We start from the raw sequence: 20,871 nt of genomic DNA, 5'->3' as shown, positions 1-20,871 counted from the left end.
CATTTAGTGCGTGCCGTGGATGACGTCGAGTGCGGCGCGGAGTTCGTCGGGTAGGGGGTCGGCGGGGGTGATGCTGTGGTCGCCGGCCTGGATCGTGATCGTCCGGTAGCGGCGGGCGGTGGTGACGAACCGTTTGATGCTCCAGCCGGCGGTGTTCTCGATCCAGCGGGACACGGCCAGGGCGGCGAACACGATGGTCAGGTGCGCTTCGATCGATTCGCGGGTGTGGTGGTAGATCGGCCGGGCGGCCAGGTCGGTCTTGGACACTCGGAAGGACTTCTCGACCTGCAACAGTCGGCTGTAGGCGCCGATGACCTGCTCGGGGTCGGGGGTTGGGCAGGTTGGTGACGTAGCCCTTGATCCCGGCCAGGGCCCGGTTCTTGACCTCCAAGGCCCGGTTCACGCTCTTGACCGCGCCGGTCAGGCGCACGTACCGGTTCCGCTTGACCCCTGTCCGGCCTGCGACCGCGTTTTCGGCCTTGGTGATCTGCTGGTCGATTCCGCGCAGGGTGCGGCGGACCCGGTCAGCCCGGTACTGGTAGTAGATCGTGTGGTCGCGGCGGTTGTCGCCGGGGCCGGCGGGCCAGGGCTGGACGAACACGTGCCCGACTGGGATCTCGGCATCGGGGTGGGCGTTGCGCCACTCTGCGACGACGTAGGGCACGTCGGGGACGCGGGCACCGAGGATGAACGACAAGCCGGCGGCTTCGATCGCGCGTTTGTTCGCCTCCGACATCATCCCCGCGTCGGCCACGACCGTGACATTCGACAGGTGGTGCGCGTTCAGGAAGGCCCGTAGGACCGGCAGCATGGTGGTGGTCTCGGCCCGGTTGCCCTCGAACGCGTGCACCATCAACGGGAACCCCGACCCGTCGGTGAGCAGCCCGACGGTAATCTGCGGCTCCAGCCGGCGTTCCTTGGAGAACCCGGGCTCGCGGAACCCGTCACCCTCGTCGGTCTCGAAGTACAGCGTTGTGACGTCGTAGAGCAGCAACGTCGCCGGCCCCAAGCTGACGTGCGCGGCGCAGGCGCGGGCCAGCCGGGCCCGCCATGGGCCACCGGCCGGATCGAACGTCGGCTCAGCGTCGCCCTCGACCGGCACACCCTCGGTCTTCCCACCGGCCGCGGAAGCCTTGCCTCCCGTGGCATACACCCCCAGCCGCCGCTTGATCGTCGCGTACGACGGCGCCCAGGCGCCAGCCTCGTCCAGCACCCGCACCGAGTCGAGCTTGCTGGTCGGCTCGATGATCCTGGCCAGGACCAACGCCTTGAACACCTCGTCCCGCTCGGCAGCCGCAGCGAACCCCAGCGCGTCGTATCCGCGGCCCAACGCGTCCAGCAGGTGCCCCACGCGTGGACGTGATCGGCAACGGACCGCCTCCGTTGGCCGGACCGTCCGGCAGACGCAGATCCAACTCGCCCTGCCCCGCGGCCAGCCGCTGCCGCGCCACCGCCTTGAGCAGTTCCAGGTCCGCATCCGTGTGCGCAGATCCGATGTGCTCGATGTCCCGCGAACCCCGTCGCTGAAAATGCACGATCTGCACCGCCCGCGCCCCGGACGCCGTCTTCACCGTCCGCACGTACGCCACGACCGACACCATAGAGCCCGACCCGTTTAGTGCGTGCCTCCCGACCCAACACCCCAGGTCACACCCCCACAGACCCCCGAATCAGCCAACCGTGAGTCAAGTCGGGTTAGTGCGTGACTTTGCGGGCGTGGATTCTCGAGGATGGCCTGCTTCTCGGCGGGGATGGCGGGGCGAAGGTCTGTGTCGTGCCATTGATCGCGATGGTCGCCGAGCGCAGCGGCCGCGGCTGCTTGATGACGTTGCGGATCGCCAGCTGAGTCGGCAACCGAGACCTCGCCGCCGACGCTGGTGGCTCTGCAAGGATGGTGGCCATGGCGAGCTTCCACGCGCGGTACGTGTCCGGTGATCCCGACGACGTATGGCGCGACCTGCGCGGTCTTGGCCTACGGGTCTTCGACGCCCCGTACCGCGAGGACGCCGAGGCGGTGGCGCGCGAGTTCGCCGACCGTGCCCGCAGGAACGTCGAGACGCTCGTTGAGCGGCTGCAGGCGCGGGGCTTCCGTGCGGAGGAGAACGACGACGAGGGGACGCCGTGTCGCGCCCACGTTCCCCCGTCGCCGGGCGCGCCCGCGCTGGCCGACTGGCTGGAGGTGACGTTCGCGCCGTTCCCGATGACGATCAGCGCGTGGATCCGGCAGGTGGGCGATGTGTGGCTCGTCGGGGAATTGCCGGGTTGGCCGGCCAGCGTGCTCGCGGACCCGTTGGTGGTGCAGCTCGAGTGGGCCGAGCGGGGCGGCTCGCGCTCCTACTACGAGGCCGAGCACGCCGCGTACCTCAGGGACACCGCGCGCCGGGACGCCGGCATCCCGTTCCAGCTCGACTACGCGCCCGACGAGCTCCACAAGGCGAACATCAGCGGCGACGCGCCCTACGGCATCGACCTGCCCGGCCTCGGAATCGACGGGAAGGTGGGGCCCGCGATCTGGTTCGTCGACGATCTCAACACTGCGTTCGCGGCCGGCGGCTTTCCCGGTGCGCTGTGGGACGAGGGCTACCAGGAGCCGCCCGCCGGATTGCGTGAGTCGCTCGCCGCGGGGCTGCTGCGGCTCTGAGGCCGCCAGACGGCTGGCCGGTCAGACCCAGTTGACTCATTCGGTTAGTGCGTGAAAACAGCCCCACCTGCAGGCATCACCGCAGGTGAACGCGACGCGGGCCTCACGAGCGCGGCACCGTGAGCCAACTCAGGTCACACCGTCGAGCAGGGACGGTCGCACCCCCGCCGCGGGCTCGACCAGCGAACGTGGGGCGACCGCTAGCGATTTGTTACATGCATTCTTCTGCCGCAATGCGCGCGGCGACTCGGGCGGCAAACAGACACCCTCAGTTGTCACGATCTCGGCCCGACTCCGACACGATAGTCACTAAAATCGATGGCCGGATCGACGGCAGGGCGCCGAACGTCCGGGGATCAATCGTTGAGCGTCGCTATGGACCTGTGCACGTTCGGGGCGCACCCGGTTGGGCACGTTGGCCCGTACGCCGACACCTGGACATCAGCGAGAGAGATGATGCGGACGTGGCCGACGACAGCGGTTATCTGCTCGACAATCAGCAGGCGGAAGCGGGGGCGCGCTTTGGCGCCCTGGCGGCGCTGTTCGACCCTTCCACGTTCCGGCACATCGACGCGCTCGGCATCGCGGACGGCTGGCGGTGTTGGGAAGTCGGCGCCGGAGGCCCCAGCGTGCCGTCCTGGCTCGCCGCGCGCGTCGGCCCGGCGGGGCACGTGCTCGCCACCGACATAGACGTCTCGTGGATGACCGCTGCCGCCGACGCTGGCTACGAGATCCGCCGCCACGACGTCGGCGTCGAGCCGCCGCCAGCGGAGGGATTCGACCTGGTGCACGCGCGCCTCGTCCTGGTGCACGTGCCACAGCGTGCTGCGGCTCTGGCCGCCATGATCTCGGCGCTGCGACCGGGCGGCTGGCTGCTGGTGGAGGAGGCCGACCCGATGATGCAGCCGCTGGTCTGCCCGGACGAGGCCGGGCCGGCCCAGCGGCTGGCCAACAAACTCAAGCGGGACTTCCGCACGCTGATGGTTCAGCGTGGTGTGGACCTGTCGTACGGGCGCACGTTGCCTCGGTTGTTGCGCGACGCGGGACTCGTCGGCGTCGAAGCCGACGCCTTCTTCCCGATGGCCGGCGCTGCCTGCACCCTGCTGGAGCAGGCCACCGTGGCTCAGATCCGCGACCGGCTGGTCGCCGCAGGCCTGGCTACCGACGAAGAAGTCGACCGGCATCTCGACAACGTCGCGGCGGGGCTCCTCAATCTCGCCACCTCGCCCATGATCTCGGCCTGGGGCCGGAAACCCTGAGGCCGGGAGTAGCGGCGAACGCGGCGTCCGATCACCGCCGGACGGCTGGGGTTTCGCCGACCAGGCTTGCATCATGAACAACGCACTTGATGGCAAGGTGGCTCTGGTTACCGGCGGTGGTCGTGGCATTGGCGCCGCAGTGGCGCTACGCCTGGCCGAGGAAGGTGCCGACGTGGCGCTGACGTTCCAGCGGAATCAGCAGCGCGCCGACGATGTGGTGGACCAGATCAAGGCCGCGGGACGGCGAGCGATCGCCGTGCAGGCCGACAGTGCCGATCCGGCGGCAGTGATCGCCGCGGTGGACCGGGTCGCCGGTGAGCTGGGTCGGTTGGACATCCTCGTCAACAACGCCGGCGCGTTCCTGCTCGGACCGCTGGAGGAACTGAGCCTGGCAGAGTTCGAGCAGACCGTCGCGGTCAACGTCCGGGCACCGTTCGTGGCCTCGCAAGCCGCAGTACGCCGCATGTCGGCCGGCGGGCGGATCATCAACATCGGCAGCAACATGGCCGAGCGGGCGGTCTTCCCGGGCTTTTCGCTGTACGCGATGAGCAAGACCGCGCTGATCGGCCTGACCAAGGCGCTCGGACGTGAACTCGGCGGCAGGGCGATCACCGTGAATCTCGTGAACCCAGGGGCCACAAACACCGAACTGAATCCGGCCGACGGCCCCAACGCCGACACCATCAACGGATTCACCGCCCTCGGCCACTACGCCGAACCAGCCGACGTGGCCGCCGCGGTGGCGTTCCTCGCCGGTCCGCAGGGGCGTTACATCACCGGCGCGACGATCAACGTCGACGGCGGCTTCACCATCTGATCATCGGCTCACCGCCGTTTGCCCACCCGTGCGCACACCTGCGGCCCGTCCCTACCCGTCGTATCGGGGACGGGCCGCACCTCCTTTCCGGTCGCGTGAGCCGGGAGACCTCGGCGCTGTTACCCCGATGGTTGAGCTTGAGCCGGTGTCGCGTCGTCGTCACGGCTGCACCGGTACGGCTCATTCTCGCCGGAGACGGCGCTTCCCCGGATCGGCCTGCGGCGGGACGAGCAGCCGGGGGCCGGCGCCCGGCAAATGTTGGGCGCGGCAGTAAGGAGTCAATGCCAATCAAGCATTTACATCTGTCTGATGATCGACTACGGTGATCGGAACTCGAGTATCCAAAGGGTGGCCACCCCCTTACCCAGCGCGACTGCCGTGCCTGCCGTGCACGAGAGCGCGCTGACGTGACAGTGGGAGATTGCCTTGGGTTCCGACGCCACACATAACTCATCCGGTCAGCGAGAAGCCTCCTCGCACGACACACCGATCCAGCACACACCAAAAGCGCGCCTCCTGCAGCGCATCCGCCCGGTCTCCATCCTGGCGCCCCTGGCAGCGGGCGCCCTGATCCTCGGCACCGCGCAGCTGTGGGGGCCAGCCGCACAGGGGCTTGACGACACGACCATGTCCGCGGCCCCCGCCTACGCCGTCGGCCTGCAGCCGCCGCAGGATCCGGGCCCGTTCCCCGGCAGCGTGACGCCCACCTCCGCCACCATCACGATCGCCGGGCAGCGGGACGGCGAGAGCACGTTCAAGGTCGTCAAGTACGACCAGGTGAAGCCGAAGAACCCGGGCCAGATGGACTTCGCGCACTTCCACACCGGCATCGAAATCCAGTGGTGGCTGAAGAAGTGGGCCCACGAGCGCCCAGACATCGTCGACCTGCACATCGTCGGCGAGAGCTACAGCGGGCAGCCGATCTACCAGTTGACCATCACCGACAAATCCACCGGCGCCGACACTGACAAGCCAGCGGCCTACTTCGAGGGGAACCGTCACTCGGGCGAGGTGTCGTCCGCCGAGAGTTCGCTATGGCTGGCGAACCACCTCATCACCCAGGCGGGCAAGGACGCGAAGGTCGACAAACTGCTCGACGAGAAGACGGTGTACATCCGACCGGTCAACAACCCCGACGGCCACGACATGTACCTGTACACCGCCCAGACGAACCGGTCGACGGTGCGGCCGGACGACAGCGACGGTGACGGCAAGCGCGACGAGGATCCGGGCGAGGACCTCAACGGTGACGGGTACCTGAGCCAGATGCGCCAGTACGTCGGCGCGGGCAAGGGCACCCACGTCGTCGACGAGCGGGATCCGGCCGGGAACGCCATGCTCAGTGTCGGCGCGGGCAAGGGCGACTACCTGATGTTCTCCGAGGGCGTCGACAACGATGGCGACGGCCGCTACAACGAGGACGGCATCGGCGGCCTCGACCTGCACCGCAACTACCCGTACAACTGGCATGTCATGCCGGCGGACGACGCGACCGGCCGGAACCTGACCCAGGGCGGGGCCGGCGAGTACCCGTTGTCGGAGCCGGAAACTCGGCATGTGTACACCTGGCTGATGTCGCACACGAACATCGCCGCGGTGAACAGCATGGACACCCGGGTGCCCATGCATCTGCGGGGGCCGTCGACCTGCGACCCCGTCGAGTGCATGTATGCGAGCGACCGCAAGCTCTACGAGCACTTCGACAAGGCGGGTGCCTCGTTCACCGGCTACCGGAACACGGGAAGCGTCTACATCGACTACGCCACGCGCAACGGTGGCCAGCCGACGCCTCTGTTCGGGCACGGCCCGGACTTCGGCTACTTCCAGTACGGCGCGGTCTGGTACGGCGACGAGATCTGGAACGGCGGTGACTACATCGACTATGACGAGGACGGCCGGTACTCCGACTGGGAGCGGTCGCGGTGGTGCGCCGAGAACGGCCGCACGAACTGCTTCCTGCCGTGGACGGAGGTGCAACACCCGAAGCTGGGGAAGGTCGAGATCGGCGGGATCAACCCGAAGTTCTGGTCGCAGAACCCGTCGGCCGATCTGATCGGTGAGTGGGCTGCCAACCAGGCCCGGTTCAACCTGTATCTGATCGATTCACTGCCGCAGGTCGGCCTGACCGAGGTCACCGCCAAGAAGCTCACGGGTTCGCAGAGCGACGGCGCGACGCACGAGATCACGGCGACGGTCAACAACAGCGGCCGCATTCCGACCGCTCTCGAGCAGGCGAAGGAGATCAAGATCGTCGCTCCGGACACCGTCAAGGTCGAAGGCGCGCGCATCGTCGGCGCCGCGGCGCAGTTCTACCTGGACGGCGGCGACAAGCAGAAGGTCCGCCTTCGGGTGATCAAGACCAGCGGCGACGCCGTCGCGGTGAAGGCGGTCAGCGTTCGCGGCGGTCTCGATACCACATCCGTACGCCTGAACTGATCCGCTTGTGCGGTCCCCACCCCGTTCACCGGGGTGGGGACCCTCGGCATTCGGACCCGGGCCGGCCGGAAGCGGCGGCCCAGAAGCACAAGATCGGCGATGTGCTCGGAGAGGGCTCGCAGTTCAGCCATCCGCAGCTGTGGTGGCGTCGCCGAGCAGGCGCCGTGCTTCGGCGATGACCTTTGCGTCGACATCCTCGGCCACGGTGCTCGTGTACGACCGCCCTTCGTAGACGGCGTCGAGGTAGTCGTAGGTGTTCTCAAGGTCGATGAGCTCCCTTGCCAGGGGAGTTCCGTCGTAGGTGATGAACCCGGACGCCCAGGACGTGAGGTCGCGAGGTGTGATGCTCTTGTCGAGCAGCCGTCGGGCCATGACCCGGAGGCCTTCCTCTTCCCCCTCTCGGCTTCCTTCCCGATAGTAGGCCAGGGAAAGCTCCGTCAGCGCGTCTCGCAGCCAGCGGCGCAGCTCGTCACTCTCGCTGCCCTTGACAGGCGAGACGCCGGCCAGGATTCGGAGGGTCGGAGTATCTGCGCCTGCTGCCAGGCAGGCGCAGGCGGCATTGATCACGTCAGTTGCAGGGGCGGAACCCACGCTCCACAGAGTCGCGGCTTCCTGGAGGCTGGCGAGAGCTTCTCCACTGGTCATCGACACATGATCTACCTCCAGGGTGGCGATGTCCCGGAGTTTTCTGGGCAGGGCGGGCCGGTCCATCGGCGTGGGCAGATGGTGGGTGGATCCTCGAAACCTGCCTCACACCTTCGTCGCTATCCCTTGGTGACGGGTCCGAGGTCGTCAGGACTTATCGTCTTCGCCACCTCGCTCAGGTCATTGCCCAGCTGGTGATCGCGACCGGGCAGCCGGTGCAGCTGTGCCTGCGGGATGACGCGGGCGTACAGGTCAGCATGCGACGGTGGGGCAGTATCGTCCTGAAGCCCGTGGAACACCTGCACCGGCACGCCTTGCGGCAGCCTCGCACCGAGGTCGTGCGGCAGCTCGAACTCGTCGCCGGGCCAGCCGCCCGCACCGACGAACGGAGCGGCGATCAGCACGATCGCCCTGAGCTTCTCCGGCTCCGGTGGCCGCTCGGCGAGCGCGTTGATGAGGATCGTCCCGCCCACCGAATGGCCGACGACGACCGCGCCGTCGTCCAAGGCCGTCATCTCACGCCGGATGGCCGCGCTCCACTTGACGTAGCTCGGGTCGTGTTCGTCGGGCATGCGCGGGTAGCGGACCTCGTACCCGTCCCCGAGCTCCCGCCTCAAGCTGTCGAACAGCTTGTCGTCCCACTCGTCGTGCGCGCCCGCGCCGCCGCCCTGAATGAACAGGATCTGCCGGATCCCTGCCATGACGATCCTCCTGCGCGCTCGTGACGATCCGGTTCTGGTACCACCGCCGCAACCGGGAGGTCTGGCGCGGCGAGGGTCCGGTGCGAGCTGGGGTCCCTCATGCGGCAAGCGTAGGTGTATGGGCGACCCGGGACGACGCGCCCCAACCGCACCAACATGCCTTCGAAGCAAGGTTCGAGTCCGGCACCCGGGGAGCATTAGGATTTGATGGCTCAGCAACGCCTGTTGCCTTCCTCCCCGGACGTCCGGCACACCTGCTCGTGGTGGAGTAGCAGCTAAGACGGCTGACCTGGCGTGATGTGCAGCTCGCCCGCGAAGTCCGGGCCAGCGTGTTCGTGACCTGTCCCAGCCCCGACATGTGTGGCTTGGTGTCCTCAGTTGGGTGTGAAGCTCAGGAAAGCCCAAGGGCTCCCGTTCCGTCCGGGGACTACAGGTGACGGGAAGGTTGGACGGGCGAACGATCTTGAACTCTTGTTGATGCCCCGTTATGCCGACGTCGCGGAACGGGAAGAAAGACCGGGGTGACGGAGACCGGCCGTTGTGAGGCGGCACCGGCCCACGGGTCCCGCTCGGGCCGTGGTGAACACCGCTGTCCCCCGGGTAAAGGGGCCTATGGCTCGGACGCCACCGAGCAGTGATGCGTTCGACCGGATCCTGGACGTGGACGCGCTGCGGGGATTCGCGTTGTTCGGCATCCTGCTGGTCAACATCTGGTACTTCGCCTCGGGCTACGCGTTCCACCGCATCCCTGACCCGGCGTACCCCTCCTGGCTTGACCATCGGATCCACGACAGCGTGGCGCTGCTGTTCGAGATGAAGTTCTACCTGCTCTTCTCATTTCTGTTCGGCTACAGCTTCACGCTCCAACTCGACGCCGCGCGGCGCCGGGACACCGCCTTCCGGCCGCGATTCCTGCGCCGGCTGGGCGGCCTGTTCGTGCTTGGCGGACTGCACGCCGTGCTGCTCTTCCACGGCGACATCCTCACCACCTACGCCGTACTCGGGCTGGTTTTACTCGCCGTGCACCGGATCCGGCCGCGCACGGCGGTGATCCTGACCGGCCTGCTCGTGGGGGTCGTCGTACTCTCCTTCGGCTCGATGGCCCTGGCGGAGGCGCCGTCGGTCGAGCAGTCGGCCGCCCTCAGGGCCGGGGAAAGCGTCACAGCGGCGCTGGCCGGCGGGCCGGCCTCCGTCATCGCTCAGAACGTCCGTTCGATACCGCATATGATCCTCGGGACAGCGCGGCTGCAGGGACCGGTCGCCCTGGCCATGTTCCTTCTGGGGCTCGCCGCCGGCCGTCGCCGGATGCTGGCCGACGTGTCGCCACACACTCGCGCTCTGCGCCTGATCCAGTGCGTTGGATACCCGGTTGGTCTCGCCGGCGCGTTTGCCGTCGTAGCCCTGGGCGGCCGCACCACGGTCGAGGGCCTTGCCTTGGCCACCCTCACCGGGACGGCGCTGGCGGCCGCGTACGCCGCCACGATGCTGCGGCTGTTCCAGACACCGACGGGGCGTCACCTATCGGCCGCGCTCGCACCGGCCGGCCGGATGGCGTTGACCAACTACCTGAGCCAGTCTCTGGTCTGTGCTCTGATCTTCACCGGGCTCGGTCTCGGGCTGATCGGCCAGGTACCGCCGGCCGGCGTACTGGCCATCGCACTTGGCATCTTCGCCGCACAGCTTGTGCTGAGCGCTCGCTGGATGAGGACCCACCGGTACGGCCCGGTCGAGTGGATCCTCCGGGCGGTGACCAACGCCGAGCGGCCGGCGTGGCGTCGATAAGTCCGACGCGGAAGCCACCGTGGTCGAGCCGGACGACGGCCGGCAGCCGACCCGGACCCGGTGACCAGTCGTCATCACCGCCGCAGTGGAGACGGCAACCGTCCCCCGTCCCGCCGGGCTTTTGTCCGTTATTGTGGGCAAGTGTCCCGTCGACAGTTGTTGGCTGCCGTCCCGGTCCTGGTTCTGTCGGCCGGGCTGCTGGCCTGCACCGACCGGGCACCTGTCCGGGAGGCGGTGACCAGCCCGTCCGCGGGCGTCTCGGCGGGTGGGTCGTTCGGGCCGCTGGTGTCGGGGATGCCGAGTTATCCGGCGGCGGGCAACGTCTACGCCGCGGCCGGCCCCGGCCAGCTCGCCGCCGCGGTGCGCGGGGACCGGCCGGCGGTGTATGTGCCGAACACGAAGAGCAACGACGTGTGGGTGATCGACCCGGCGACGTTCAAGGTGGTGCGGAAGTTCCCCGGCGGGCCGGAGCCGCAGCACGTGGTGCCCTCCTACGACCTGCGCACGCTCTATGTCGCCTCCAGCCAGATCCCCAACGGTGGCCTGGTCCCGATCGACGCGCGTACCGGCGATCCGGGCCAGTTTCGCAAGCTCGAAGACGTCTACAACCTCTACTTCACCCCCGACGGCAAGCAGGCGATCGTGGTCGCCGAGGCGTACCAGCGGCTCGACTTCTACGACGTGAGCACCTGGCAGCGGGTGCGGTCGGTCCGGTTCCCCGAGTGCGGCGGCATCAACCACATGGACTACACCGCCGACGGCAAGACCATGCTGTTCAGCTGCGAGTTCGCCAACCGGATGCTGGTCCTGGACACCACCAGCCTCCGCAAGCTGCGTGACTTCCGGCTCACCGAGACCTCCGACGGCATGCCCCAGGACACCCGACTCACCCCCGACGGGCAACACTTCCTCGTCGCGGACATGCACGCCCACGGCGTGTACGTCTTCGACGGCCAAGCCACCCGCCAGACCGGGTTCATCCGCACCGGCCGAGGCGCCCACGGCATCTACTTCAGCCGCGACGCCCGACTGGCCTACGTCACCAACCGCGACGAAGGCACCGTCACCGTCCTCGACCTGACCACCCTGAAACCCACCACAACCTGGCGGATCCCCGGCGGCGGCAGCCCCGACATGGGCGGCCTCTCCGCCGACGGCAAACAACTCTGGCTCTCCGGCCGCTACCACGACGAGGTATACGTCCTGAACACCGACAACGGCAAACTACTAGCCCGAATCCCCGTCGGCCGAGGCCCACACGGCCTCACCATCTGGCCCCAACCCGGCCGCTACTCCCTCGGCCACACCGGAAACATCCGATAGGGCCGCTCCGGGCCGGCCGCGACAGCCGCTTCCGTGCTCCGTCGCGCTCAAGAATCTGTCGCGGCGGGCTCGAAGGCGGGGTCCCTCGTCCCAGGCCAGCGAGCTCAACTTCCAGCCCGACGGGGTTTTGACGAACTGGGTCGTCTTCATGCCCCGGCCCTCGAACCACTCGCCGTTGAGATAGCCGGACTTGTGGTACTCGCTGAACCGGTGGGCGATCGCGCCGTAGATTTCGGTGGTCTCCGCGGTCTCCCATTCCCGGAACTCAGTCAGCGTCCCGTCGGTGAGGATCTTCTGGCGAGGTTCGACGAACTGGGACAGGTTGTAGATCACCGGGGTCGCGCCCACATTGTTGATGATCATCCCTTCGGGCATGAACACCTCGTAGATCGCCTCGACGTTCGGCCTGGCGCCGCCGGGGTTGGCGAAGGCGCCCAGGAAGGTGGCCATGAGGCCGTCGAGTTCGGCCTTCACAGCAGCGGACATGATGGCCGTGGTGGCGAGAGGGGCCGGTCGGCCGGCGTGGCGGGCCCGCCACTCGTCGGCCAGCACGGACCAGATCTCGAGGTCGATCCGTCCGCCCGCGCCGTCCGGGTAGACCTGACGCAGCGTTCCGTCGCGGCTCATGCCCAGCCGCTGTGCGACTGCGATGCTGCGCTCGTTGCGCGCGTTGGTGCGCCACTCGACGCGAGCAATGCCGCGTTCTTCCACAGCCCAGTCGATGATCCGCTCCGCAGCGCGAGTGATCAGCCCGCGGCCCTGTGCGCCGGGCTCCAGCCAGCAGCCCGCTTCGCAGACGCGCAGCGCGGTGTCGAAGGAGACGAACATGACGCCGCCGACCAGGCGGCCGTCCAGCCAGATGCCCCAGATGCCGCCGCCGTCCTGAGCCCACTTGTCCGCGTAACGCTGCAGCACCGCGCGGGCCTCGCCGACGTCGCGGGCGACGAAGGCGGGCGAGACCCACGGCGCGATGTGCTCGCGCGCCCGGTCCAGGTGGGCCAGGAACTCCTCGGCCTGCCACGGTTCGAGTGGGCGCAGCACGGCCGAGTCGGCGAGGGGCAGCGCGAACATCACGACCTCCGTACATAACAAACGTTTGGCATGTACGCTAGCAGGCCATGAGCCCCGCACGCACCGACCATGACTCCCGCCGCCAGGACGTCTCGGAGGCGGTTTGGCAGGTCCTGGCCGAGCACGGCTTCGGCGGCCTCACCATGCGTGCCGTCGCAGCAGCCCTGGGCTCCTCGACCGGACTGGTCACCCACTACTTCGCGGGCAAGCGCGAACTGATCGCCCACGCCCTCGACATCCTCGAAGAGCGCACCGCGCACCGCCCCCGGCGGACCGCTCCCGCACCCGGACTGGCGGCGCTACGCACGCAGATGCTCAACATCCTCCCGCTGACCCCCGCCGCAGCGGCGATGAACCGGATCTGGGTCGGCTCCTGGGACGTCGCCCTGTCCGACCCCGACCTGTTCGCCGCCCAGAGCCTTCGCTACGAACGTATCCGCGCAGGCCTGCGCGCCTCCATCGAGGAAGCACAGCAGCTGGGCGAAATTCCTGACGTGGACCCCGGCCGGCTCGCGATCATCGTGCTGTCGTTCACCCACGGCCTGGTGGTCCAGGCACTTTTCGACCCCGAGCGGCTGCCGGCCGCGACACAGACCCGACTCGTCAACGACTTCCTCGCAGCGCTCGCGCGCGAAACCGCATGACCATCCACTCGCGCCGGCACTCGCCAGCGGCAAGAAGTCCTTTCCGCTTAAGCATTTAGAACCCGCCCCTACCGCCCGGGGGCCTGTCGCTTGGATTACCTGATCCAGCCGCCCGGATCACCCCGCACCGATCGGCGGTAGCCTCGGCCCCCATGAGCTGGCTGCCTGAGGACTACGTCCACCCCGTCTACGTGCCGGTGCCCAACACCACGCTTCACCTACGGCCGATCCGGGAGGCGGACGCCGCGCGCGACTACCCCGCCGTGATGGGCTCCCGAGAGCGCTTGTGGGAGATCTTCGGCCCGGCCTGGGCTTGGCCCAAGGAGACGATGACCTATGAGGCGAACCGCATCGACTTGCTGCGGCACGAGAAGGAAATTGCCGCGCACCAGTCCTTCAACTACGCGCTGCTGGACAAGGAGGAGACGGCGATCTTCGGCTGCGTCTACATCGACCCGCCCGAGCGCACCGGCTCCGACGGAGAGGTCTCCTGGTGGGTGGTGGACGACCTCGTAGGCGGCGAGGTGGAGCGCGCGCTCGACGCGCTGGTGCCGCAATGGATCGCCGCCGACTGGCCCTTCCAGCAGCCCCGTTATCTTGGCCGCGACATTACCTGGCAGGACTGGCTCGCGCTGCCGCGCGCCCAGTGACGCATCCGAGGCGGCGCCTGGATCGTGCCATGAAGATCGTCTCGTTGTGTGGATATGCCGTTGACGGCTGCCCAATGGGCATGGGTCGAGCCGCTGCTCCCTGCCCGGTCACCCCGTCGTGGCGGCCGGCGGCACGATCACGGCAGGTGATCGACACGATCGCATGGAAGTACCAGACCGGCGCGCAGTGGCGACGCCTTCGGCCGGGCGGGCAGTCCGGGACAGGAACCAAATGGCACCCTGTCGTCCATCCACCCAGCATCGGCGACGTACGGCTCTGAAAGCGGGCCTCTCCCCGCCTTTAGGCGGGAGAGGATGTCAAACCTGCCCAGTTCCCGACCGGACCGCATCGGATTCCTGCGACACGACCGGCGCGCCGCACCACTCGCCGAGCGCGACGCGTAGCTGCTCATCCCGTTGGCCGGGGTCGGTCTCCTCCGACACCCAGGCGATGTACCCGTCGGGGCGGACCAGGGTGAGGGGCGGGCTGGCCTCCGCCGGGGTGGCCAGCCGGACCCGGTCGCCCCAGGCTCGCGCGTTCGACGCGTCGATCCCGGCCGGCACGAGGAGGACGAACGCGCCGCCGCGCAGCGCCTCGGCGAGCCGTCCGCCGGCCTGGTCACCGGCGAGCGGCAGGTCCTCCGCGCGGGTGCCGACTTGCGGGTGCGCGCCGCGCGGGGCGGCGTACCGGATGCCGACACCGGAGATCATGCCGGCCATCCGCCGCCTGACGGGTCCGAGCCGCAGCGCGATGCGCAGGATCATGGTGCGGGCCACCTGGGCCGGCCGTGACCGGATCAGGGCCAACCGGATGATCGCGCCGCTGCCGCGCAGCACCATCCGCCCGACCGGGTGCCGTTCGGCGTGGTAGGTGTCCAGCAACCCGTCCGCCGCACGGCCCTGCACGGCGGCAGCGAGCTTCCAGCCGAGGTTCGCCGCGTCCTGCAGGCCGGTGTTCATGCCCTGGCCGCCGGCGGGCGAGTGCACGTGCGCCGCATCGCCGGCGAGGAAGACGCGGCCCACCCGGTACTGGGGGGCCTGCCGCTCGTCACTGTGGAAGCGGGACATCCAGCGCGGGTCATGCATGCCGAAGTCGGTGCCGAGCGCCTCGCGGGTCACCTCCCGCAGCTCGGTGAGGTCCACCGGCACGCTGTCCGGCTGCTGGTTGCGCCGGTTCCAGGCGAAGACGCGGTACCAGTCGTCGCCGAACGGTGCGATGAAGGCGAATGCGTCGCCGACCGCGTTGACCATCAGGACGTCCCGGGGCGGTTCGGCCAGCCGTACGTCGGCGAGCATGAGCGAGGTGACCACGGCCTTGCCGGGAAACGGCAGGCCGAGCGCCGTCCGGACGCGGCTGCGGTGCCCGTCGGTCCCGACGACGTACGACGTCCGCACGGTCACCGGTCCGTCCTGGGTGGTCACGTCGACGTCGACGCCGTCGGCGTCCTGCCGCAGGCCGGTGACCTCGGCGCCGCGCACCAGGTTCGCCCCTGCCGCCACGGCCCGCCGCTGGAGCAGCCGCTCGACCTGGTACTGCGGGGTGATCAGCACGAACGGGTGCCGGCTCGGCAGCGAGGAGAGGTCGACCCGGACGCCGCCGAAGAGTCGCAGCGACGGCACCTGGGCGCCGGTGCTGATCAGTTCGTCGGCCAGTCCCCGGGCGTCGAGTTGCTCCAGGGTGCGGGCGTGCACCGCGAAGGCGCGGGTGAGGTTGGACTCCTCCAACCGGCGTTCCAACACGGTGGTGCGTACGCCCGCAGCGGCCAGGTCGCCGGCGAGCAGCAGCCCGGTGGGGCCGGCGCCGACGATCACGACGTCGTTCTGCTGGCTGATCATGACAACTCCCCGCAAGTCAACAATCGTTGACATTGACGGTAGGCCCGTCCGAAGATTGAGTCAACACCTGTTGACCTACACTCGTTGACATGACCGCTCCCAGCCGCGCCCGCCGCTCCGACACGACCCGCGAGGCGATCCTGCGCGCCGCCCGGGAACGTTTCGCCGCCGACGGGTACGACCGAGCGACCATCCGGGCGATCGCCGCCGACGCCGGCATCGACCCGGCGATGGTGATGCGCTACTACGGCAACAAGGAGAAGCTGTTCGCCGCGGCGGCCGAGTTTGACCTGCACCTGCCCGACGCCCGCCAACTCCCGCGGGAGAACCTGGGCGAGGCGCTGGTCCGCCACTTCCTGCACCGGTGGGAGGTGGACGACTCACTGGCCGCGCTGCTGCGAGCGGCCGTGACGAACAATGCCGCCGCCGAGCGGATGCGGCAGATCTTCGCCACCCAGGTCACCCCGGCCGTCGCCGCCGGCTGCCCCGACCCGGCCCAGGCCGGGCGGCGGGCCGGGCTCATCGCCACTCAGATCCTCGGCCTCGCCCTGTGCCGGTACGTCGTGCAGCTACCGCCCGTCGTGGCGATGACGCCGGACGAGCTCGCCGCCCAGGTCGGCCCCACCCTGGACCGCTACCTCACCGGCGCCGACTGAGGCGGCGAATACTGCACGAGATTCCGTTCCAGGTAAGCGGCTCGGTACCGGCCCGGCGCCGCGCCCTGGTCGCTCCGCCGGCAAATCAGCGGCGCAGGCGGCGGGCGCGGGAGCTGGCGCGGTCGGCGCGAAGCAGGCAACGTCGGTCGGCGGGAGCGCGACAGGCGTAGGAGCTACCGCTGTTGTTCTTCAACAGCTGCCCGATGATCGGCGAGCCGCCAATTCGTAGGTTTGGCACAGCCGCTTGGTAGCTTCTGACTGGCGCAGAGGACCGGGGCGGTGTTTGTCGGCGGCGGTCAGCCGGCAGGCGAGCCGCCCACCTGTGACCGCTGGCAAGAGAGGCTGGTGTGCGCTTGCGGACGCGCGTTCCCGGGTCGGGGCCCACGGTTGGGATTCGCGTGATCGGGCGCTTTGTCGTGCCGGCTCTGTTCGCGGCGCTGTTCGCCGCTCCGCTGTGGTTGATGGTGGTTGGCTCACTGCGACCGGCCGGCCTGCCCCCGCCACGCACGCTCGAACTGTTTCCGCCCGAGCCGACGTTGGCCGCCTATGCTCGGCTACCCAGGCTGATCCCCCTGTTCACCTACCTGGCGAACTCGGCGCTGGTGGTCGCGCTTGCCGTTCCGTTGACCGTCATCGTCGCCTCGCTGACCGGCTTCGGTCTCCGGCTGCTCGCGCCGCCCGCCCGGCGGCGGGTGGTTCTCGGTCTGCTGGTGGTGCTCCTGGTGCCGGTCACCGGGGTGTGGGCGACCCGCTTCGAACTGTTCCGGCTGGCCGGCGTGGTCGACACCTACGTCCCGCTGCTGGCCCCGGCGGCGCTCGCCGGCAGCCCGTTCCTCGTGCTGCTGTACTTCTGGAGTTTCGGCGGCGTACCGGACACCCAGCTCGGGGCGGCTCGGCTGGAGGGCGCCGGGTGGCTGACAATCTGGCGCCGGGTGGCCCTGCCCCAGGTACGTCCGGCGACCATGGCGGTGGCGGTCCTCGCCTTCACCTTCCACTGGTCCAACTTCATCGACCCGCTGCTGTACCTGCAGAACGGTGACCGCTACACCTATCCGTTGGGTCTGCAGTTCCTACGCCTGCTGAATCCCACCGACTGGCCGCTGTTGATGGCTGGCTGCGTGATCGCGACCGTGCCGTGCGCGGTGGTGTTCCTGCTGGCCCAACGGATCCTGTTGAACGACAACCCGTTGAGGGCATTGAGATCTGGAGGACGCCGATGACCGGAGGCGCTGTACGGCGGTGGGTGGCGCTCGCCACCGCGGCCCTGATGATCGGTTCGGGCGCCGGCTGCGGTGACGCCCGTGGCACGGACGACGCGGCGGGAATCACGGTGGTGCTGGCGGGCAACGCCGAGGAGATAGCCGGCTACCGGAGCCTGGTCGAAGCCTTCAAGAAGACCGATCCCGGGTTCGACGTCACCCTCTCCCCGGTCGCCGGCCAGGACGACCTGATGGCGCGGTTGACCACATCGTTCGCGGGCGGGAATCCCCCCGATGTCTTCCTGTTGAACTACCGCCGTTACGGGCAGTTCGCGGCGCAAAAAGCGATCGAGCCCGTCCAGTCCTACCTGGACGGTAGCAAGGTGCTGAAGGAGAAGGACTTCAGCCCGCGAGCTCTGGAGGCATTCCGTTTCGACGGGGAGCAGTTGACCTGCCTCCCGCAGAACATGTCTTCGCTGGTCGTCTACTACAACGCGGACCTGTTCGCCAAGGCCGGCGTGCCGCTGCCGAAGGCGGGTTGGAGCTGGGCGGACTTCCTGTCGGCGGCGCAGGCCTTGACCGGCGACGGTGTGTACGGTGTCGGCGTGGCGCCGTCGATCGCCCGGGTCGCGCCGTTCGTGTGGTCCAACGGTGGTGAACTCGTCGACGACACGGAGCAGCCCGCCGCGCTGACCCTCACCCGCAACACGGCCACGCGCAAGGCCCTCGACTGGTTCCTCGACCTCCAACTGGTGCACCATGTGGTGCCACCTGACGCCGAGGAGCAGAGCGAATCAAGCGAGGCACGGTTCCTGCGCGGCGGCTTGGGCATGTACCTGAACAGTCGGGTGGCGGTGCCGACACTGCGCACCATCAAGGGCTTCGAGTGGGATTCGGCGTCACTGCCGGTGGCGCCAGGAGGCGTACCGGCCTCGATCCTGCACAGCGACGCCTACTGCATGAGCGCGGGCCGCTCAGACCACGGTGCCGCCTGGCGATTCATCGAGTTCGCCATGGGGGTGCAGGGCCAGGAGATTCTCGCCGAGTCGGGCCGCACGGTGCCCTCCCGCCTCGACGTCGCCAACTCCCCCGCGTTTCTCGCCGCGGATCGGCCCCCACGCTCGTCGGGTGTCTTCCTGGACGCCGAGCCGCACCTGCGCGCCACACCACGCACTGCCACCTGGGCTCGGGTGGAGCGGGAGGCCGACAAACTTCTCGAAGAGGTGTTCTACGGACGGGTTGGGCGGGAGGAAGGACTGCGTCAACTGGAGGAGCAGATCCGGCCACTGTTCACCCTTGAGGTGGGAACCGGCCGGTGAGCATCGAGCACCACGCGATCCGGCTGGAGTCACTGGCCAAGTCGTACGGAAAGGTCAGCGCCCTCGACGGCGTCGACCTGGAGGTCCGGATAGGTGAGCTGGTGACCCTGGTCGGACCGTCGGGCTCGGGCAAGTCGACCATCCTGCGCCTGATCGCCGGACTGGAGCGACCTGACGGCGGCCGGATTCTCGTCAACGGTCAGGATGTCGGCAATCTCCCGCCGCACCGACGCGCGGTGGCGATGGTTTTCCAGGACTACGCGCTCTACCCGCACCTGACCGTGCGCGGCAATCTGCTCTTCGGACTGCGGGTGCGCCGGGTCCGACGCGGCGAGGCCGAACAGCGGGCGCAGCAGGCCGCCGAGCGGCTGGGCATCGCGGACCTGCTCGACCGCTACCCCGACCAGATGTCCGGCGGGCAGCGCCAGCGGGTCGCCCTGGCCCGGGCTGTCCTGCGCGAGCCCCGCGTCTACCTGTTCGACGAGCCGATGGCCAGCCTGGACGCCCCGCTGCGCTTCGCCACCCGCGCCGACCTGCTGGCCCTGCACCGCGAACTCGGCACCGCAACGATCTACGTCACGCACGACCAGGCGGAGGCGATGACGCTCGGCGACCGGGTGGCCGTGCTGCACGGCGGGCAGGTGCGCCAGGTCGGCAGGCCGCAGGAGGTGTACGACCGGCCGGCCGACACCTTCGTCGCCGGTTTCCTCGGCAGCCCACCGATGAACCTGGTCCCGGGCGGGGGTGTGCTGGGCGGCACGGCCGACCTGACGCTCGGCGTACGGCCAGAAGATCTGGCCCTCGACCCCGAAGGGCCGCTGGAGGCCACCGTCGAGGTGGTGGAGGCGCTCGGCAGTGAGGCGATCATGCTCACCCGCTGTGCGGACGGCACCCGGTTGGCGGTACGAACCGGACCAAGGCCGGAGAGTCGGCCGGGCGATCGGGTACGGCTTCGCCCCGACCCCAGCCGGATCCACCGCTTCGACGCCGACAGTGGGCGGCGCCGGTGAAGACCAGCCGGGCCAGACGTCCCCTCACCGCCTGGGCGTTCCTCGCGCCGTACACCGTCGCGGTCGTGCTGCTGATCGCGCTGCCCGCCCTGCTCAACGTGGGCTACGCGTTCACCGACCACACCGGACTCACCCGCGATCCACAGTTCGTGGGCCTGGCCAACGTCCGTCGCCTGCTCGCCGACGACTTCCTGCTCGACAGTCTGCAGGCGTCGCTGTTCCACGTGGCGCTGGCGGTACCGGTCCGGCTGCTCGCCGCCGTGGGGCTCGGGCTGCTACTGGCCGCACCACGACCGGGCGGTCGGTTGTTCCGGGTCGCTGTCTACCTGCCGACCGTCATCCCGGACGTGGCGCTGGCGGTGCTGTTCCTCTGGGTGCTCAACCCGCTGTACGGCCCGCTGAACCAGCTGCTCGGACTGTTCGGCCACTCCGGCTACACCTGGCTGGCCGATCCGACGACCGCGCGGATCGGGGTCGTCCTCATGCTGGCGTTCCCGATCGGGGAGGGATTCATCGTGGTCCTCGCCGCACGCCGGCTCCTGGACGGCCGGCTGTACGAGGCGGCGGCGCTGGAAGGCTGCGGCCCGTTCGGTCAACTCCGGCGGCTCACGCTGCCGCTGCTCGCCCCGGTCCTGGTGCTGCTCGCGGTCCGGGACACGATCCTCACCCTGCAGGTCAACTTCGTCCCGGCGTACGTCCTCACCGATGGTCGGCCCGCCAACGCCACGCTGTACCTGCCGGTCTACATCTTCGACCAGGTCTTCGAGTTCTCCGGGTTCGCCTATGGCTCCCTCATCACGATCATGCTCATGGCGGTCACCGCGGTCATCATCGCCCTGCAACTGCTGCTGGTGCGGCGCTGGCGCGTACTGCGCTGAGCGT

At 69.0% G+C, this 20,871-nt stretch carries 17 protein-coding genes and 2 pseudogenes; 14 read left to right on the top strand and 5 right to left on the bottom strand.

Features of this window, described 5'->3' with window-relative positions; genetic code table 11:
• Positions 1-3: 3 nt before the first annotated feature.
• Positions 4-1,544: pseudogene (locus ACFYML_RS15010) on the bottom strand (IS1634 family transposase).
• Positions 1,545-1,702: 158 nt separating this feature from the next.
• Between ACFYML_RS15010 and ACFYML_RS15005 the strand changes: the two are divergent.
• The 5 genes from ACFYML_RS15005 (at position 1,703) to ACFYML_RS14985 (ending at position 7,153) form a co-directional block, all read left to right on the top strand.
• The gene (locus ACFYML_RS15005; RefSeq protein WP_167190358.1) at positions 1,703-1,846 is read left to right on the top strand and encodes a hypothetical protein; all 144 of its coding nucleotides are present in this window, start codon (positions 1,703-1,705) and stop codon (positions 1,844-1,846) included.
• Between the two features lie 54 nt (positions 1,847-1,900).
• Positions 1,901-2,641, top strand: a complete 741-nt coding sequence (locus tag ACFYML_RS15000; RefSeq protein WP_387421144.1) for a hypothetical protein — start codon at positions 1,901-1,903, stop codon at positions 2,639-2,641.
• Between the two features lie 464 nt (positions 2,642-3,105).
• Positions 3,106-3,900, top strand: coding sequence for a methyltransferase domain-containing protein (locus ACFYML_RS14995; RefSeq protein ID WP_387421143.1), 795 nt, complete (start codon positions 3,106-3,108; stop codon positions 3,898-3,900).
• A gap of 73 nt (positions 3,901-3,973) precedes the next feature.
• Complete coding sequence (locus tag ACFYML_RS14990) at positions 3,974-4,717, top strand: SDR family NAD(P)-dependent oxidoreductase (RefSeq protein ID WP_387421142.1); 744 nt, start codon at positions 3,974-3,976, stop codon at positions 4,715-4,717.
• A 627-nt stretch (positions 4,718-5,344) separates the two neighbouring features.
• Positions 5,345-7,153: a M14 family metallopeptidase gene (locus tag ACFYML_RS14985; RefSeq protein WP_387421141.1), complete on the top strand. Its 1,809-nt coding sequence runs from the start codon at positions 5,345-5,347 to the stop codon at positions 7,151-7,153.
• Positions 7,154-7,276: 123 nt separating this feature from the next.
• Here ACFYML_RS14985 and ACFYML_RS14980 read toward each other — a convergent pair whose 3' ends face one another.
• Positions 7,277-7,864: a hypothetical protein gene (locus ACFYML_RS14980; RefSeq protein WP_387421140.1), complete on the bottom strand. Its 588-nt coding sequence runs from the start codon at positions 7,862-7,864 to the stop codon at positions 7,277-7,279.
• A gap of 53 nt (positions 7,865-7,917) precedes the next feature.
• Entirely contained in the window at positions 7,918-8,499 is a 582-nt protein-coding gene (locus ACFYML_RS14975) for an alpha/beta fold hydrolase (protein ID WP_387421139.1), read from the bottom strand.
• Positions 8,500-9,111: 612 nt separating this feature from the next.
• On the opposite strand from ACFYML_RS14975, the gene ACFYML_RS14970 reads away from it, so the two are divergent.
• Together ACFYML_RS14970 and ACFYML_RS14965 are read left to right on the top strand one after the other, a co-directional pair.
• Positions 9,112-10,281, top strand: coding sequence for a DUF418 domain-containing protein (locus tag ACFYML_RS14970; protein ID WP_387421138.1), 1,170 nt, complete (start codon positions 9,112-9,114; stop codon positions 10,279-10,281).
• Between the two features lie 141 nt (positions 10,282-10,422).
• Positions 10,423-11,604, top strand: a complete 1,182-nt coding sequence (locus ACFYML_RS14965) for a YncE family protein (protein WP_387421137.1) — start codon at positions 10,423-10,425, stop codon at positions 11,602-11,604.
• 525 nt (positions 11,605-12,129) lie between these two features.
• On the opposite strand, the pseudogene ACFYML_RS14960 reads toward ACFYML_RS14965, so the two are convergent.
• A pseudogene (locus ACFYML_RS14960) lies at positions 12,130-12,675 on the bottom strand (GNAT family N-acetyltransferase); the annotation flags it as partial.
• A gap of 47 nt (positions 12,676-12,722) precedes the next feature.
• Here ACFYML_RS14960 and ACFYML_RS14955 point away from each other — a divergent pair.
• Both ACFYML_RS14955 and ACFYML_RS14950 read left to right on the top strand, forming a co-directional pair.
• On the top strand, positions 12,723-13,319 hold the full coding sequence (locus ACFYML_RS14955) for a TetR/AcrR family transcriptional regulator (RefSeq protein ID WP_387421136.1): 597 nt from the start codon (positions 12,723-12,725) through the stop codon (positions 13,317-13,319).
• A 152-nt stretch (positions 13,320-13,471) separates the two neighbouring features.
• Positions 13,472-13,969, top strand: coding sequence for an N-acetyltransferase (locus ACFYML_RS14950; RefSeq protein WP_387421135.1), 498 nt, complete (start codon positions 13,472-13,474; stop codon positions 13,967-13,969).
• A 318-nt stretch (positions 13,970-14,287) separates the two neighbouring features.
• Here ACFYML_RS14950 and ACFYML_RS14945 read toward each other — a convergent pair whose 3' ends face one another.
• Positions 14,288-15,805, bottom strand: coding sequence for an FAD-dependent monooxygenase (locus ACFYML_RS14945; protein ID WP_387421134.1), 1,518 nt, complete (start codon positions 15,803-15,805; stop codon positions 14,288-14,290).
• Between the two features lie 89 nt (positions 15,806-15,894).
• Between ACFYML_RS14945 and ACFYML_RS14940 the strand changes: the two genes are divergently transcribed.
• The 5 genes from ACFYML_RS14940 (at position 15,895) to ACFYML_RS14920 (ending at position 20,867) form a co-directional block, all read left to right on the top strand.
• Entirely contained in the window at positions 15,895-16,461 is a 567-nt protein-coding gene (locus ACFYML_RS14940; RefSeq protein ID WP_387421133.1) for a TetR family transcriptional regulator, read from the top strand.
• 398 nt (positions 16,462-16,859) lie between these two features.
• The gene (locus tag ACFYML_RS14935; protein ID WP_387421132.1) at positions 16,860-17,681 is read left to right on the top strand and encodes a carbohydrate ABC transporter permease; all 822 of its coding nucleotides are present in this window, start codon (positions 16,860-16,862) and stop codon (positions 17,679-17,681) included.
• A 23-nt stretch (positions 17,682-17,704) separates the two neighbouring features.
• Positions 17,705-18,979 carry an ABC transporter substrate-binding protein gene (locus ACFYML_RS14930; RefSeq protein WP_387421131.1) on the top strand — a complete coding sequence of 425 codons (1,275 nt, stop codon included), beginning with the start codon at positions 17,705-17,707 and terminating at the stop codon, positions 18,977-18,979.
• A complete protein-coding gene (locus ACFYML_RS14925) occupies positions 18,976-19,989 on the top strand; it encodes an ABC transporter ATP-binding protein (protein ID WP_387421129.1) in 1,014 nt (337 codons plus the stop codon). Before ACFYML_RS14930 ends, ACFYML_RS14925 begins: the two co-directional genes overlap by 4 nt.
• Positions 19,986-20,867 (top strand): carbohydrate ABC transporter permease, encoded by an 882-nt coding sequence (locus ACFYML_RS14920; protein WP_387421128.1) that lies wholly within the window; start codon positions 19,986-19,988, stop codon positions 20,865-20,867. Before ACFYML_RS14925 ends, ACFYML_RS14920 begins: the two co-directional genes overlap by 4 nt.
• The last annotated feature ends 4 nt before the right edge of the window (positions 20,868-20,871 follow it).

The organism is Micromonospora sp. NPDC007230 (genome assembly GCF_042869115.1).
Taxonomy (GTDB): domain Bacteria; phylum Actinomycetota; class Actinomycetes; order Mycobacteriales; family Micromonosporaceae; genus Micromonospora.
This window is presented reverse-complemented; position numbering and strand designations above follow the sequence as displayed.